Source organism: Sphaerochaeta associata (genome assembly GCF_022869165.1).
Lineage (GTDB): Bacteria > Spirochaetota > Spirochaetia > Sphaerochaetales > Sphaerochaetaceae > Sphaerochaeta > Sphaerochaeta associata.
In genome coordinates this window covers 1-16,148 of record NZ_CP094929.1, presented here as the reverse complement: position 1 = coordinate 16,148, position 16,148 = coordinate 1, and the positions used below count along the sequence as shown (strand labels likewise).

The window sequence follows — 16,148 nt, the reverse complement described above, 5'->3', positions numbered from 1 at the left end:
GAGCTAGGAATTTATTTAATTACTTATAATATATTTACTTGTCATTCTTTTAAAATACGTCGACAAAACGCCTGCAACACTAGGCAACTTCTCACTTCTCCACCTTGTATACAACCAGCAGAAAACAGGTTGTGGATAACTTGTGGATAACGTTGTGGATACCAGGAAGAAATCACGGAGAAACCATGAATTACTCGGATCGCTCAATCTCAAGACCAAGTGCCTGCAACTTGCCGCAAAGGTCCTCATAGCCTCGTTCAATTTGGTAGATATTCTGGATTACGCTCTCCCCTTGAGCACAGACTGCAGCTATGACCAAGGCCATTCCAGCGCGTACATCAGGACTGGCAACCGTCGACCCGAACAACTGGGAAGGACCATTCACCACGGCGCGGTGCGGGTCGCATAGAATAATGTCCGCTCCCATCCTGATAAGCCAATCGATGAAATACATCCTTGATTCAAACATCTTCTCATGAATCAGGATGGAGCCTTCCATCTGCGTTGCACAGACGGTGATGATGCTGAGCAGGTCGGCGGGAAAGCCAGGCCACGGAGCATCGTCGATTTTTGCCGTATGCCCGCCCACTTCCTTGGCAAGGATCCGCTTTTGCTTCCTCGGAACCAAAAGCGAGGAGGGGCCGTCCTCGACGAAGGTAATGCCTATCCGTTCAAAGCCGAGGCGAATCATTCTCAGATGCTCATGCTGTACGCCCTTGATCAGGACCTGTCCACCGCTGGCCCCGGCAAGACCTATGAAGGATCCGATTTCCATATAGTCACTACCCAGACGGAATTCACATCCATTCAAACGTTTTTGCCCGGTAATCCTAAGCCTGTTCGACCCGATGCCTTCGATGGGACAGCCCATGAGCTGCAGCATGGAACACAGGTCCTGGACATGCGGTTCGCTTGCAGCATTGCTGATGATGCTCTCCCCCCGGGCAAGGGCGGCCGCCATCAATACATTCTCCGTGGCGGTAACCGAAGCCTCATCCAAGAACACGTCCGATCCAATAAGGGCACCGTTCTTTGTCTTGATGTGAATCTCACCATCTTCGCTGATCGTACAGTCGGCCCCAAGCGAAGCGAGACCCATGAAGTGGGTGTCCAAACGCCTTAGTCCGATTACATCGCCACCAGGAGGGGTGAGCCTTACTTCATCGTTGGTTGCAAGCAAGGGTCCGAGCAGAAGAATCGAGCCCCGTATCGCCTCGACAAGATTGCGTTTGAGCAAGCCGCTGCGGCTCCCTGTGGTGATGGTGTAGCTGTGGGTATCCTCCCTCACTACCGTTGAACCCAGGTCCTGCAAGAGTTCAAGCATTACCTGCACATCCTCGATGTCAGGTACGTTCAACAAATGAACGGGTTCATCTGTCAGCAGGGTGGCCGCGAGACACGGAAGGGCGGAGTTCTTGTTGCCGCTTATTTGTACTTCGCCGCTTGCTGCTTTCCCTCCGATGATACGATACTCGCCCATTGCCTCCCCCTTGGTGTCATCCTACCTCCGAGGCTTCACTTTCGCAAGGTCATTGTTGAATTGTATGGACCAGCGATGGTACAATATCCATAGATGGACAAGATGCAGCACATGGTATATGGAATCGGAAATCCTCTCATCGACATCATCGTGAGCGTCGAGGAGCAGGACATAATAGACTTGGGAATTCACAAGGGAACCATGGCGCTCATTTCAAGTCAGCGTATGGAGGAGTTGTTGCAGCTTAGCAAGCAGCGCAAGACCACCTACTCCTGCGGTGGTTCCTGTCCGAACACCATCATCGCCTTGGCATCCTTGGGAGTACCGGCGACATTGGCCGGGAAAATCGGCAACGATGAGAATGGCACCATTTACCGTGAACGGCTGGTCAGCCTCGGAGTACAGGACGAGCTGGTGGCCACCGACAAGGAGATGACCGGTTCCACGGTCATCCTCAGCACCCCGGACAGCGAACGGAGCATGAACACCTTCCTTGGGGCAAACCGCCTGTATGAGGAGGCCGATGTCTGTGAGAGCACTGTCGCAGGCGCGGATTTCTTTCATTTCACCGGTTACATGTGGGACACCCAATGCCAACAAGGTGCGATCAGGAAGGCCCTTTCCATCGCCAAACAACACAACACCATCGTCTCGTTCGATCTTGCCGACCCCTTCGCCGTCGGCCGATACCGCGAGCCTTTCCTCTCTCTCATCAAGGAAAGTTGCGACATCGTGTATGCAAACCGGGAAGAGGCACGAATTCTCTTTGACAATTACGATCCATATGAGTGCTGCCGCTCGATGGGAAAACTCTGCAGGACCGCCATCGTAAAGAACGGCAAGAAGGGCTCCTTCATCTGCCACGAAGGGACCATCACCGCCATTCCAGTGAAAGGGCCGGTGGTACCGGTGGACACCACCGGAGCCGGGGATGTGTATGCAGCAGGCTTTTTGTACGGCCGATACCACCACCTCTCCATCCAGGACTGTGGCATCATCGCCTCCATTCTCGCAGGAGAAATCATCACCCAGCGAGGGGCTCAATTCAGTAAAGAGAAAGCACAGGAACTGAGAAACCTGCTCGAGTCAGGTGCGTGGCGTTCGCTGTAGCAACCAGACAGAGAGTATTGAAATCATGCCCAGCCCACCCAGAGCGGTGATGACCCAATATCTGCTGATGCCGCCGCCTAAAAATACCACCGTGGCTAAAAGGTTCGCCAGCAATCCGCCTGTTTGCAGGCAAAACGATGAGACGCTGACCAGCGAAGTTCTCACAGCATCGGAAGCTTTCTTGTTCAAGAGGTACATACCCACCACCGAAACCACACCCAACAGCAGATAGATAAGCTCATAAAACAGCAAAAACTGTATGATGGTATGTGAGCGTGACAACATCAATTGCAGAGCGAATATCCCGGCAAAGGCCAGGCAATACACCAACGGCGGACGCATATGCGATAGTAAGCGTTTGCCCATCATCGATCCCAGTACACTGACGGCAAAAACTGAAGCTGAGATCAGACCAAGAATCCAAAGTTGGGAATCGGAGACCAACAGCTGCTTTAAATATGGTTGCCAATACCCCTCCAGCGAAGCAAGCAGCACCCCTTGAACCAGTACACTGAGACTGAAAGCGAGTAAAAACGGAGAGCTCGAGAGTGCAGAGACCAAAGCGTTGGCCTGGGCTTTGAAGGTGAAGGCCTCCTCAGGGGTCTGCGTCTCTTTGGGAATCAGAAGAAAAAGCAAAAGCAATGACAAGGCAACCAGAAATACGCGGACAAGCAGGACCAACGAAGTCAAGTTATCCAGTTGGGCCCCCAGACTTAACAACAAGCCGCCAAGCAGCGACCCCACGCTCAGTGAAATACCTGAATTCACATCCAAGGCAAATACAATATCCTCCAGTTTTTTACCGGCTCTTTGTCCGCGCTCAATCATCAGGGCATCCAAGCTTCCACTTGCGTATGCCCTGCCGATTCCTGTACAGGCAAAACCGGCGCACAGCAAAAGATACGAGGAGCTGAAAAGCAGCAACGTCCCGATCAAGGAGAGTACAAGACCCAATGCAAAGCTTTTTCTCCTCCCCTTGGCATCGGCATAAATTCCGCTGGGAACCTCGAAGGCCATCACCGAGAGGGAAAAAACAATCATGGCCAGACTCAACCGGGAAAGCGAGAAACCTTTGCTGATGACAATCAGGCTCATCGCTGGAATGGTGACACCCAGTGACAGGTAGGAAAGACTGAGCAGGCCCAGGTAGGGAGCCAGCCTGAACGGCTTAGACACGGTAGGCAACCATCGAGTAAGCATACGCCTCTGTTCCTTGTTGTCTCTGCTCATGCCCGTCAATAAAGGACCGAATGAGCTGATAGATTTGGTCAGCCTGTTCCCGGCTCAGGTGAACGATGCCCGAGAGCTGATCGGCTGCAAAGTGACCATCCTCATCCTGATGTGTCCTGGGCTTGGAATATAATTCATCACGAATCCGGTGAGAGACAAAATCCGACACCAGTTTCTGCTTATCCTGTCCAAGGGCACCAAAGCTGACGGTAATCTCCGCCTTCCTGTAAAAGGTGGCTGTTATACCATGGATGATTTGGGTATGATCCTCTTCCACCACCCCAAGTCCTTTGAGCTTGAGCAGGTGATGCTTTGCACTCGAAGGGGTCATGTTCAGCGCGTCACTGACCATTTTTGCCGTCGCCGGACCCTCAACGCTCAACAGGTGGAGAATATCCTGCCGCTTGGGGTGCATGAAGATCTGCAGCTGGTTGTCATCTTTCAATTGGAGTACTTTCATAACAATTTATATATCATAACATTTATTGTTATGTAAAGAGGCAGACCCCGACCCTTGTACAATCTGCTCATCCCTGCTAGTATCCTCTACGAATGACGTCGATTTGATAGCCTCCCGGCTTGCGGGCGTCACTAAAGAAACTTGCTAAAAGGGGAGCGCAACAATTCTCAGAATTGAGTTCCTCCTTCCCAAGTTCTCAAAGGAAGGGTGTATGTTAGCACATGGATCACACATTTTCACATCAGAATCAGTAAGCGAAGGACATCCGGACAAGGTCTGTGACCAGATTTCCGATGCCGTTCTCGACGCCTGTCTCCGCCAGGACCCTAAAAGCAGGGTTGCCTGCGAGGTGTTTGCCACCACCGATACCGTGATTGTCGGGGGGGAGATCACCACCAATGCCACCTTGGACATCGAAGCAATCGTCAGGGAAACCGTCAAGCAGATCGGCTACACCGAAGAAGGATGCGGCTTCGACTACAAAACCCTGAAGGTCATCAATTTGACAAACACCCAATCGGCGGACATCTCCATGGGGGTGAGCGCCGACACCTCTCTCTTCGGAGAGCAGGGGGCGGGAGACCAGGGAATGATGTTCGGCTTTGCCTGCGATGAGACCGAAGAGCTCATGCCGGCTCCTGTCATGTGGGCTCATCAGCTTCTGATGGAAGCAAGCCGGCTTCGCAAGGAAGGATTTGCACCATTTCTTCGCCCCGACGCAAAAAGCCAGGTATCGTTGCTGTACCAGGATGGAAAGCCGGTGCATATCGACTCGGTGGTCATCAGCCACCAGCACACCGCCGAGACCGACCGCAACCATCTCATCTCCTTTTTGACCGAGAAGGTCATCAAGGTGGTGCTTGAGAAAACCGGCCTTCTGGACGAGAAGACAAAAATCTACATCAACCCGACCGGACGATTTGTCATCGGCGGTCCCAGCGGTGATACCGGTCTGACCGGCCGGAAAATCATCGTTGACACCTACGGTGGCATGGGCCGGCACGGAGGCGGGGCTTTCAGCGGCAAAGACCCCTCGAAGGTGGACCGGTCAGCTGCATACATGGCCCGTTTCGTCGCCAAGAACCTGGTGGCAAACAAGTACTGCACCCGTTGTGAAGTGCAGCTCTCGTACGCAATCGGGGTCCCCTATCCCATCTCGATTTACGTCGATACATTTGGAACAGGAACGGTGGATGACCAAAAGCTTGAAGACCTTGTCAGGCAGAAGTTCAACCTCTCCCCGGCGGGCATCATCCGAAGCCTCGACCTGCTCAGGCCGATTTATCAGCAGAATGTGAACTACGGGCACTTCGGCAAAGCCTCCATGCCCTGGGAACAAATCATCAACGTATGACCAGATTCGGCTGATACTTCCTAAGCAAATCAAGATTCCGATCAACCTCCGTGCGCGAAACGCAAGGGAGGTTGATTTTTTGCTCATCCTCATCCTTGTATTGCTTTGGTTTCCGATACTCCTGCAGATACCAACGAGCAACAGGAGGATGCTCCTGCACCATGCGAAGGATGTCCTCGATCATCAATGAAGGAGCGAGGGTGGTTCTCACCTCGTAATTGAAGTCGATGCATCGATTCTGATACGAGGCAAGCAGAGCCACGCTCTGCTTGACAGCAAGAGCATCGGCACTGCTTCCGGCCATCTCGCCGTATCTAGAGCAAGGAGCTTTCACATCCACGGCAACATACGAAAGCATGCCTGAGTCGATCACTTCGACCATCACTTCGGGCCGGCTTCCATTGGTATCCAACTTTACAGAGAATCCGAGATTCTTGATGAACCCGATGCAAGAAACAAGATCCTTCTGCAAGGTGGGTTCACCTCCGCTTATCACCACGGCATCGATGAAACCCTTTCGCTCTAGCAGGAACGATTCTATCTCTTGATGGCTTATTGCATCCGATCCCTCACAAAGAAGTGACCTATTATGACAGTAGAAGCAATCATAATTACAACCACGACAAAAAAGGACACTGCACAACCTGCCCGGATAATCGAGCAGGGAGCAGGCTTCCAAGGCTGTAATGTTCATGAAACTTGAACCTCATAGAACCTGCGTTGGCGGTGCTCCTCCTGCTTTCCTGGATGAAAGTCCCCCTTCGGCCTGAGATACCCCACCACCCTTGTCCATATTTCTGCAGTTTCTCCGCAGTAGGGACATTGTTCCACCTCCCCGTCCAAGTAGCCATGATTCTTGCAGGTGGAAAAGGTGGGAGTCAACGATACGTATGGGAGCTTGTACCTGGTGAAGGTCTTTCTTACAAGATTCTTGGCCACATCAACGTCCTTGATTCGTTGTGCCAGATACAGATGTAAAACCGTTCCACCGGTGTACTGGCATTGCAGCTCATCCTGTTTCTCCAGCGTCTCAAACAAGTCCGAAGTATAGCCCACAGGAAGCTGCGATGAGTTGGTATAGTACCCGACGTTCTCACCGGCTGTGACGATGTCAGGATACTGCTGGAGATCCAGACGGGCCAACCTATAACTCGCTCCCTCGGCCGGAGTGGCTTCGAGATTATACAAGTTTCCTGTCTCTTCCTGAAATCCACTGATGAGGTCTCTCAGCGTTTTGAGCACCCTCAAGGCAAATTCCTGTCCCTTTTGGGTGACCAAGGAACCTTCCGGGCCGAAGAGATTCAAACAGGCTTCCTCCATTCCGACAAGGCCGATGGTGCTGAAATGGTTCGCCCAGTATTTTCCAAGCCTTTGCTTTATATCAACCAACGACCCTTGGCTGAACGGGTACATACCCCGCTCGGTTTCCGCTTCAATGACCTTGCGCTTGATCTCCAGACTCTCCTTGGCAAGTGCTGCAACCGAGGGAAGTTTTTGGAAGAACATCTGCTCGGAGCCGGTTTCGTACGCCAACCTGGGAAGATTGAGCGTCACCACACCAATCGAGCCGGTAAGAGGGTTTGATCCGAACAAACCACCACCGCGCTTCTTGAGTTCGGAAGTATCGAGGCGCAACCTGCAACACATGGAGAGGGCGTCCTCGGGGGATAAATCGCTGTTCACATAGTTTGAGAAGTAGGGAATACCGTACTTGGCTGTCATGGAGAATATCGCATCCACAACCTCGCTCTCCCAGGGAAAATCCTTGGTCACCTTATAGGTGGGAATAGGAAAGGTGAAAACCCTGGACGAAGCATCACCCTCCTCCATGACTTCACAGAAGGCAAGATTGAGCATCGACATCTCCTTCTCGAACATGCCATAGGTCTCCTTCTGTGCCACCCCTCCCCTGATCACCGGAACATCCCGAAGAGAAGCGGGTACAATCAAATCGAATGTCAGATTGGAGAAAGGGCACTGAAAACCAACCCTGGTGGGAACATTGAGATTGAAAATGAACTCCTGCATCGCTTGTTTCACTTCGGCATACGAGAGATTGTCGTATCGGATGAACGGAGCTGTATAAGTATCGAAGGAGGACCAAGCCTGGGCTCCAGCACACTCACCTTGATACGTGAAGGTAGCATTGACGATTTGCCCGAGAAACGAGCGTAGATGCCTTGCAGGTTTGCTGCTCACTTTTCCTTCAACACCACCGAAGCCGCTGACCAAAAGCTGCCGAAGGTCCCAGCCACAGCAATACGGCCCGAAGAAGCCCAGGTCATGCAGATGCAAGGCACCGCTCTCATGCGCCGCCTTGATCTCTTTGGGATAGATTTCATTGAGCCAATACTGTTCGGTGAAGCGTTCGCGGATGAAATTGTTCATCCCGTTGACCGAGCGTCGTGTGTTGGCATTTTCCTTGGTCTGCCAGGTCGTCTGGCCCAAATAGGAGTCAAAGAGGGCGTTTGTCGCCTTGATGAGGGCCTTGCCCTCACGCACCCTCTCCCGTTGATTACGGTACAGGATATAGGCCTTTGCCGTTTCCTTTGCTCCGCTGGCCATCAAGGCTTGCTCGACCAGGTCCTGGATGTGCTCGACCGTGATGGGATTGATGCCTTTCATGTCGGCAAGTACCAACGCTGCCACTTCCAAGGCATCGACATCCTGATTTGCAGCTACTGCTGCCCTGTTGACTGCATTGATGATTTTCTGAACCTCGCAGAGAACCACCTGCCCGTCCCGTTTGACCACCTGCTGTTGCATGGCTTCCTCCTGACGGAGTATGGACAGAGCAACGGTGCTGCATTGGCACACGCTCCTGTCATACTCCGTGACGGCGTGTCTGTACAGGCAAGGTCTTCTGGCTCAGGTTCATCAATCCCGCTCCCTTCCCGGATTACTCCAGTGGCTCTTAGCGGAATCTCCCCTTTACAGCGGCGGGACCGCGTGGGCTTCTCACCCACTTCCCTTTTCCTATACACACAAGATATAGTGTTTAGTACCATACGGTACACTACTAACAGTAGGTCCAATAAGGATTGTTGTCAAGCAGAATAAAAAAACGGGGACCGAAGTCCCCAGCAGGTTTAGTGTCGTTGGTTGGTGATGCGGATCTGCTTGTACAAGCCTTCACCCTCACTCTTGGTCTCCACTCCCCCGAAATCGTTGAGGGCGGTGTGCACCAGCCGTCTTTCATACGGGTTCATCGGTTCAAGCAATCTGCTTCTGCCGCTCTTCTTGACCTGTTCGGCTGTCTTGAAAGCCATCCTGATCAACTGCTCCTCATGACGCATGCGATAGTTTTCACTGTCGATGATGACCTTCAAATCAGGATCGATTTGACCGGCATATACATTGGCCAGCAGCTGGATGGCATCAAGGTTCTTTCCCTTGCGGCCGATGATGATACTGGAGTTGTCGCTCTCAATATTCAAGCCAAGCTTACGGGCTTTGCGAAAGGAGATGGAAACTTTACCCTGGTATCCCATCTTCTCGAGAATGGTTGCTACGAACAGCAGGAGCTTGTCCTCGAGGTCGCTGTTGATTGGAGCATCAAGCTCTTCCTCGTCCTGCGTACTCTGAACATCGTAACTTTCTTCTGGTACATCATTCTCATCTTCAAAGTGGATTCTAATCTTTACATTGCTTTTCTTGAACAGTCCCTTGCGGACAGGCTCGACGATTTCTACATCGAAATCTTCCCGCTCAATGTGCAGTTCTTCTACTGCCTTTGCAATAGCTTCCTGCTCGGTACGTCCTTCGAATTCTTTCATCATATAGCTACTCCGTTCGGGGGACCGGGTCCCCCAGGTGAAATTTCTTGTGGGAACTAGGTCCGCTTCTTCCCCTTGGGGCCGGGGAACTGCTGCACATTGGAGCTCTTCTCTTCAGCTGCCTCCTTGCTCTTCTTCTTGTTTGTATACAACTGTTGGAAGATGGAGAGAGCGTTCATGACCGACCAGTAGAGGATCAAACCGGAGGGAGCATTGTACAGAACAAAGAAGAACATCAAGGGCATGCCGTAGGTCATGAACTTCATCATGCTCTGCTGGCTTCCTGCAGTCGAGGCATTCTGGGTGATTTTCATCGAGTAAATCATGCTGACCGTATAAATGATCGGCAGCAAGTGCACCTGATTGCCCAGGAAGGGAAGATTGAAACCAAAGGTGAATACGGTATCCGGCATGGAAAGGTCAGGAATCCAACCGGGAATGAACATGGCACCACGAAGTTCAAAGTGCTTGTTGAGCAGTCCGTAGAAGGCGATGAGGATCGGGAACTGGAGCAGCATCGGCAGACAGCCGCCCATCGGATTGATCTTCTCCTTCTTGTACAAGGTAGCCATCTCTTCATTCTGCTTGGTCGGATTGTCCGGATACTTCTCCTTGATCTCAGCCATTTTAGGTGAGAGGGAGGCCATCTTTGCCGTGGACTCCATGCCTTTCTTGGAAATGGGATACAGCACCATCTTGAGCAGGAAGGTGAGAATTATGATGCCCACACCGTAGTTGGGAATCACCTTGTAGAGAAGGTTCAGGATGGTCTTGAGGATGGTCTCAAGCCAACCAAGCCAGGAACTGCTGTCCAATGCCTGTTCAAGCTGGAGGTTTGCAACCCCGAAGCTATTCTGTGACGCATCGTTGTAGATGGCCATGTCACCCTTGAGCTGAGGCCCAGCATAAAAGCGGAACGTATCGGTTTGCGATGCGCTTCTGATGGCCGGTCGGGTCAAGTACATACTTGACTGGAGCGGCAATCCTGCATCACTTTCCTCGGACAGGCTGACGGTGTAGTTGGTGGCGTCGGGAATTGCAATCATGGAGAAATACTTGCCGACCAGAGCCACCCAGGAGAGGGGCTTGGTGGTGGTATAGGCACCATTGCTGAGCTTGACCTGACTCTTCTTGGAAGATCCATCTTCCTTGACGTAGAACCTTCTATAGTTGTAGTTGTTGTCAAGCGAAGCAAAAGAAGGGCCGATCTGGGGCTCAAAGGCCAAGGTGTAGGCTGCATTCTCGAACGAGAGGGGAACAGCCTTGTTTACGCTGTTCTTGGTAGCCACGTCGATCTGAAACAAGTAGTCCTCACTGCCGAAGGTATAGGTCTTGGTGAGGGTGAACGGATCACCTGCACGCTTGCCGTCTTCGGAAAGGAGGGCGAATTCTTGGGTGAAAATAACTTTGTTTCCACTGATCTGATACCTGAAATTGGCATCAATGGGGTTGGTCTTATCCTTTCCGGCATAAAGCAGGAATGCATCGTTGGATTCCTGACTTTTGAAAAGCAGTTCCACCGGCTGTCCTTCATCAAGGTGTTTTCTCAGCTTGAAGGAGGAGACGGATGCGCCATTTGGATTGAACTCAACGATGAAGTATTCGGTTGAGAAGGTGAAAGGTGCACTCGATCCCTGGTTACCCACCGATACCAACGAGCCCGGAAGCTTGCTGTTCCATGCAATATTGGAGGGAATCTGTGAATACTGGGCAGGTTCAAGCGTGGTGGTGGCGGCGGCAGGGGAAGTCCCGGGCTGCAGAGCTTCCTGCTGAACTGCCTGTGTCGCCGGATCGGGGGCGAAGAACGTGGTCTGAATGGTCATACCGACAGTAATGACCAATACGGAAAGAACTATGGCTAGAATGGTATTTTTGTCCATATCTGCTCCTGATGATGGGGTGTGGTGAGAAAACGATCACAGGAAAGATAGGTACATAACGAATTTCTGCAACAACAGGAGTGGGGAAAGACTAACAGAAAGTCTTAAGGCTCGAGGAAGACCCCAGCCTTTTCACAGAGAGAGAGGAGTTGTTTTTTTTGGGATGTATGGTCATTAACCTTTCCTGGATATACGATGAATGCAAAATCGTAACCGGGGATCATCCGAGGCTTTTCATTTCGCCAGATTTCCTTGATCTGTCTGCGTATTCTGTTACGCTGAACAGCGCTTCCATAGTGACGGACGGGTATAACTACAATCCTGTCAACATCCAGCTGGTTTTGGCTAACAATCAGTTTTAAACCACGGCAGGCGTATGTCCTGCCTGTTTTAAAAATTCGGTCAATCTCCGGTTTACGCTTTACAATTTCTGTCTTAGAAAGGCTTCTTCTCATCACATACGGACAGCTTGTGTCTGCCTTTGGCTCGCCTGCGGGCCAATACCAGGCGTCCGCCCTTCGTTGCCATACGAGCCCTGAATCCGAACTTTCTGTTTCTCTTGACTTTGCTGGGCTGGTAGGTTCTTTTTCCTTTGTAACTCATGAGATATTCTCCAATTTTACATCGCTTAACGCGGATATTTTCTACTTTGACGGAGTAAGGTCCTCCGAGTGGTGCAGTATAATGAGCAACTGTCGTTACGTCAAGTAACTAGGCGCTCAGCATCTGTATGGATTTGATGCCCAATGATGGATATTTCTTGGTAATTAAAGCAAGTATTTTCTTTTGCTGCATCAATGCAATCTGTGCCCAAGAAGGATGATCGGCCCGAAGAACCAATGTTGAACCCTTGATTTCGACAATTTTTACATGCGGATACAGTCTGTTTCCGATGATTTTCTGCCATTCGAAACCGATTGCCGCCTTAGGATTATCAGAGTTGATATCAAGCGATCGCAACACAAAGTCCAGGACTTTTCTTCCCTCCAGAGGTTCCCCTTCTTTGCATAACCTGGGCTTTTTGTCCTTCATGAGCGCAAAAACCTTCCTTCCTGGACAGTATAGAGCAAAGCTCCTTCATCCGCCAGCTCTGAAAAATAGTGTTCTTCCGGCAGGAAGGTGAAAAAGGCTTGGCAGTAGGTCTGCATCAAGTGTAAAAACTGTTCTCGTTTCTTAAAATCCAACTCCAAAAGTACATCATCGACAAGAATCAACGGTTCCTTACCTGTCTTTTTCTGGAAAAATGCCATCTGTGCCGTTCTGAAAATCAAGGAGGCAAGTCTGAGTTGCCCGGTAGAGCCGGTCTGGGAGAACGGCTGGCGGTCCTCCATTACGAGAAACCTGTCCCGATGGATGCCGCTGGTGGTGGTCAGCAAACTCAAGTCACGGCTTCTCGTACGAGCCAAATATTCGACGATCTCATCCTCGGTTGCACAATCGCTCCAAGAAGGGTGGTACTCGATATGCACATCCAACGAACTTTGTGAGACATTCTTGTACATCGAAGGAAAAATTTGGTCGAATTCATAAACTGCACGAGTCCGTTCACTCTGGATTGCAAGCCCGTATTTCGCAAGCTGCAGGTCATACAGGGCCAAAAGCTCCAGCCTTCCATCCTTGATAGCCTGATTACGCTGACGAAGCACCAGACGATACCGACGAAGATCATCAAAAAAAAGAGGGTTGTACATGCTCATCGTCTGATCGAAGAATCGGCGGCGTTGCTCAGGCTCCCCCTTGATGAAAAAAATATCGTCATGGCTGAATACTATGCAGGGAATGTTGTATATCAACTCCTTGCGGTCCTTGACTTCACGGTCATCGAGGACAAGGCTGCGCTTTCCGTCCTTCCACTCGAGTACCAGCGTATGAACCACGTGATCGTCACCAAGGTAGCGTCCTTCAATCTTAAAGGCCTTCTGGCCGTGGGCAGTCAATTCCTTGAGTTGATTGGTACGAAAAGAGGAGCCGTAGCAGAGGGTGTAGATTGCTTCAAGTAGATTTGTTTTACCCTGACCATTGGGCCCAATGAGGAATACCTGCCGATTGTCGACAGGTATCCTTTCTGCTGCGATATTTCTGAATTGGTTTGCCCAAAGCTCGATGAAACGCATTAGGAATTGGGCTGCATCGGCATGATGATATGATAGTAATCCCTGTTACTCTCAGGTTTTACCGTCATAGCTTTGGTAGGTTCAGTGAAATTGATGGAGAAATACTCACCTTCCATCGCCTTAAGAGGGTTGAGCAGGTAGGTGTAGTTTAAAGAAACCTTGCTCTCTGGTCCTTCATACTGGCAGGGAATTATTTCCTTGGCTTCCCCGACTTCACTCTCATCACTGGTCAAGAGCACGCCGGCTTCGCTGATGTCCAGGAATATTCGCTTCGCCTTGTTTTCAACCAACAACGAGACGCGCTTCAATGCATCCAACATATCCTGGATACGCATGGTGCAACTGTAATTCTGAGTGTCGGGAATAACACGGCGATAGTTTGGATACTGACCCTTTATCAGGGTTGTGTAGAACGTTCTCTGTGCGATTTTTGCAAAGAGCAACTGCTCTGTTATGCACAGTTCCAACATACCTTCATCGGTGGAAAGCTTCTTAAGCTCGGTGAAAAACTTAGGAGCTATGATGACAGGAGTAAACATGGGTAAATTTTCTTCAAATGTACGTTCAACAATGGAAAGCCTTCTTCCGTCGGTTGCAACCATGTTCATTCCGCTTGCATTGCGTTCGAGGTAGAGACCACACAAGAAGTAACGTGTTTCATCTTCGCTGATGGCAAATATCGTCTGGTTGGCCATATCGGAGAATGCTTTCTGGGGGACGGTGAAATACTGTCCCTCAGGTGCTGTTTCAAGGGCGGGAAACTCATCCGGTGTTATGGTTCTTAGTTTGAAATCTATGTTTTGGCTTACCGGCTTGATGGTAAACATGCCGTCTTCAACGTTGAATTCAACATTGGTATCGGGCAGAGAGCGAAGAATGTTCAAAAGTTTCTCGCAAAACACAGTAGTTTTTCCCTCTTGGAGGGTCTGTACGGCGATATGGGTGCTGAATCCAAGTTTCTGGTCTGTAGCTCTGATAACCAGGGTGTCGTTGTAGGTCTCAAGATAGACGTTGGAAGTGATGGAAAGGGAGTTCCTTTGGCTGGTGAAATCCATGGAATATATGATCTCGGTGAGGATGGCTTCTTTGCTGCAGACGAATTTCATCTTAATACTCCTAGTTTATTAGAATATGTAGTAATAATAGTAATAATAGCACATATTTTGTGGATAACTTTTTAATTCATTATACAATCTCTTCTTACTTTTTGTCATCCTGTGGATAACTTTTAGAGTTGTCCACATTCCTTGCACAAGCAAAAACCCTCTATCCACAAGTTTTCTGAGTTATCCACAATGTGTCCCGAGGGTATCCACAGGCAATTACTTCTTAACATTTGTTAAGTCACGCTTCAATTTCAGGATGGTATTTGCGAAGGCCTCGTCTCCCTTCATCAATGACTCTATTCGATCGTATGCATGCATGACCGTCGTGTGGTCGCGGCCTCCGAATTCAGTACCGATTTCGGTTGTTGAATACTCGGTGATGTCCCTTGCAAGATACATTGAAATCTGACGCGGTTGGATCAGGGACTTGTTCTTCTTTTTCCCCTTGATTTCGAAGCTGCTGACATTGAAATACTCACCGACCACCTTGATGATGGTGTCGATGGAGAGCGTCTGGTTTGCATTGGCGGCCAAAGAAGGGAGAATACCCAACAGCTCTTTTGCCTTATCGAAGGATATTTCCTGGGACAACAGTTCGCTGTATGCAATCAGCTTTGTCAGCGAGGATTCCAAATCCCTGACATTGGTGCAGACATTGGTGGCGATATAGTTGAGAATTTCCTCACTCATGGAGCTTCCCCGCTCCACAAGCTTCTTCTTCAGGATCGCCATTCTCGTTTCATAATTCGGCGGCTGCAGGTCAACATTCAGGCCCCGTTCGAATCGGCTGCTCAGACGATCGGTTATGTTCTTCAGTTCGCTGATGGGACGGTCACAGGTGAATACCATCTGTTTCTTCGATTCATACAGATTGTTGAAGGTATGGAACAACTCCTCCTGGGTACTGTCCTTTCCCTGCAGGAAGTGGATATCATCGATGAGCAGCACGTCCACCTTGCGGAACTTGTTCTTGAAATGCTGGGTTCTTTGCGATCCAATCGACTCAATGAATTCGTTGGTGAACATCTCAGCGGTGACATACATTACCTTCAGTTCGGGGGTATTATTGATGATGTAGTTCCCGATTGAATTAAGCAGGTGTGTTTTACCAAGCCCGACCCCTCCGTAGATGAGACAGGGGTTGTAGCTCACCCCCGGGTTCTTGGCGATCGCCAGGCTTGCATTGTAGGCGAATGCCGAGTTGTCCCCGATGACGAATGTGCCGAAATCGTAGGAAGGGTTGAGATTGCTCTCCTCCTTCATGCGAAGTGTTTTTTCACTGGAAATCTTGGGCTTCGCCTGGACTTGAACAGGTTCGGCTTTTTCCTCTTTGTCCTTGGCTGTTCCTTCTGGTTTGTTGATTTGTTCAATTTCTGAACGCGAGACGACAACAAATTCCACATTGATGTCTTCTCCTGTCAATTCACTGAGTGTATTGACGATTAAATCCCTGTAACGGGCTATCACTGTATCGAGAATAAATTGGCTTGCTCCCGCCAATAATACTTTTTTATTCTCTGATTTCAGGTACGCGATACGGTTGAACCAGGTATTGTATTCCTGTTCCGGCAGCGTATCCTTGATCCTGGAGGCGGTCTCCTGCCAGAATTCATAATAGGTCGTATGCATGTCGCTCAT

Annotated in this window: 15 protein-coding genes and 1 riboswitch; of the genes, 2 read left to right on the top strand and 13 right to left on the bottom strand. The window is 50.2% G+C overall.

Annotated elements, in window-relative coordinates; genetic code table 11:
• Positions 1-190: 190 nt before the first annotated feature.
• Positions 191-1,480 carry a UDP-N-acetylglucosamine 1-carboxyvinyltransferase gene (gene murA, locus MUG09_RS00075; RefSeq protein WP_244772541.1) on the bottom strand — a complete coding sequence of 430 codons (1,290 nt, stop codon included), beginning with the start codon at positions 1,478-1,480 and terminating at the stop codon, positions 191-193.
• A gap of 93 nt (positions 1,481-1,573) precedes the next feature.
• On the opposite strand from murA, the gene MUG09_RS00070 reads away from it, so the two are divergent.
• Complete coding sequence (locus tag MUG09_RS00070; protein ID WP_244772540.1) at positions 1,574-2,590, top strand: adenosine kinase; 1,017 nt, start codon at positions 1,574-1,576, stop codon at positions 2,588-2,590.
• On the opposite strand, the gene MUG09_RS00065 is transcribed toward MUG09_RS00070, so the two are convergent.
• Entirely contained in the window at positions 2,567-3,790 is a 1,224-nt protein-coding gene (locus MUG09_RS00065; protein WP_244772539.1) for an MFS transporter, read from the bottom strand. The two genes, MUG09_RS00070 and MUG09_RS00065, sit on opposite strands and share 24 nt — an antisense overlap.
• Complete coding sequence (locus MUG09_RS00060) at positions 3,759-4,280, bottom strand: helix-turn-helix domain-containing protein (protein ID WP_244772538.1); 522 nt, start codon at positions 4,278-4,280, stop codon at positions 3,759-3,761. Before MUG09_RS00060 ends, MUG09_RS00065 begins: the two co-directional genes overlap by 32 nt.
• A gap of 211 nt (positions 4,281-4,491) precedes the next feature.
• Here MUG09_RS00060 and metK point away from each other — a divergent pair, with 211 nt between their 5' ends.
• Positions 4,492-5,634 (top strand): methionine adenosyltransferase, encoded by a 1,143-nt coding sequence (gene metK, locus MUG09_RS00055; protein WP_244772537.1) that lies wholly within the window; start codon positions 4,492-4,494, stop codon positions 5,632-5,634.
• On the opposite strand, the gene MUG09_RS00050 is transcribed toward metK, so the two are convergent.
• The 10 genes from MUG09_RS00050 to dnaA form a co-directional block, all read right to left on the bottom strand.
• Entirely contained in the window at positions 5,624-6,328 is a 705-nt protein-coding gene (locus MUG09_RS00050; protein WP_244772536.1) for an anaerobic ribonucleoside-triphosphate reductase activating protein, read from the bottom strand. The genes metK and MUG09_RS00050 overlap by 11 nt on opposite strands.
• Positions 6,325-8,400, bottom strand: coding sequence for a ribonucleoside triphosphate reductase (locus MUG09_RS00045; protein WP_244772535.1), 2,076 nt, complete (start codon positions 8,398-8,400; stop codon positions 6,325-6,327). Before MUG09_RS00045 ends, MUG09_RS00050 begins: the two co-directional genes overlap by 4 nt.
• Positions 8,401-8,469: 69 nt before the next feature.
• Positions 8,470-8,658: riboswitch (cobalamin riboswitch) on the bottom strand.
• Positions 8,659-8,723: 65 nt separating this feature from the next.
• Positions 8,724-9,413, bottom strand: coding sequence for an RNA-binding cell elongation regulator Jag/EloR (jag, locus tag MUG09_RS00040; protein WP_244772534.1), 690 nt, complete (start codon positions 9,411-9,413; stop codon positions 8,724-8,726).
• 53 nt (positions 9,414-9,466) lie between these two features.
• A complete protein-coding gene (gene yidC, locus MUG09_RS00035; protein WP_244772533.1) occupies positions 9,467-11,290 on the bottom strand; it encodes a membrane protein insertase YidC in 1,824 nt (607 codons plus the stop codon).
• A 104-nt stretch (positions 11,291-11,394) separates the two neighbouring features.
• Positions 11,395-11,745 carry a ribonuclease P protein component gene (gene rnpA, locus MUG09_RS00030; RefSeq protein WP_244772532.1) on the bottom strand — a complete coding sequence of 117 codons (351 nt, stop codon included), beginning with the start codon at positions 11,743-11,745 and terminating at the stop codon, positions 11,395-11,397.
• Positions 11,726-11,893: a 50S ribosomal protein L34 gene (gene rpmH / locus MUG09_RS00025; protein ID WP_244772531.1), complete on the bottom strand. Its 168-nt coding sequence runs from the start codon at positions 11,891-11,893 to the stop codon at positions 11,726-11,728. Before rpmH ends, rnpA begins: the two co-directional genes overlap by 20 nt.
• Positions 11,894-12,001: 108 nt before the next feature.
• A complete protein-coding gene (locus MUG09_RS00020; RefSeq protein WP_244772530.1) occupies positions 12,002-12,322 on the bottom strand; it encodes a DciA family protein in 321 nt (106 codons plus the stop codon).
• Positions 12,319-13,404, bottom strand: coding sequence for a DNA replication/repair protein RecF (gene recF, locus MUG09_RS00015; RefSeq protein ID WP_244772529.1), 1,086 nt, complete (start codon positions 13,402-13,404; stop codon positions 12,319-12,321). The genes MUG09_RS00020 and recF overlap by 4 nt, the downstream gene beginning before the upstream one ends.
• A complete protein-coding gene (dnaN, locus tag MUG09_RS00010; protein WP_244772528.1) occupies positions 13,404-14,510 on the bottom strand; it encodes a DNA polymerase III subunit beta in 1,107 nt (368 codons plus the stop codon). The genes recF and dnaN overlap by 1 nt, the downstream gene beginning before the upstream one ends.
• Before the next feature lie 216 nt (positions 14,511-14,726).
• Complete coding sequence (gene dnaA, locus MUG09_RS00005) at positions 14,727-16,148, bottom strand: chromosomal replication initiator protein DnaA (protein ID WP_244772527.1); 1,422 nt, start codon at positions 16,146-16,148, stop codon at positions 14,727-14,729.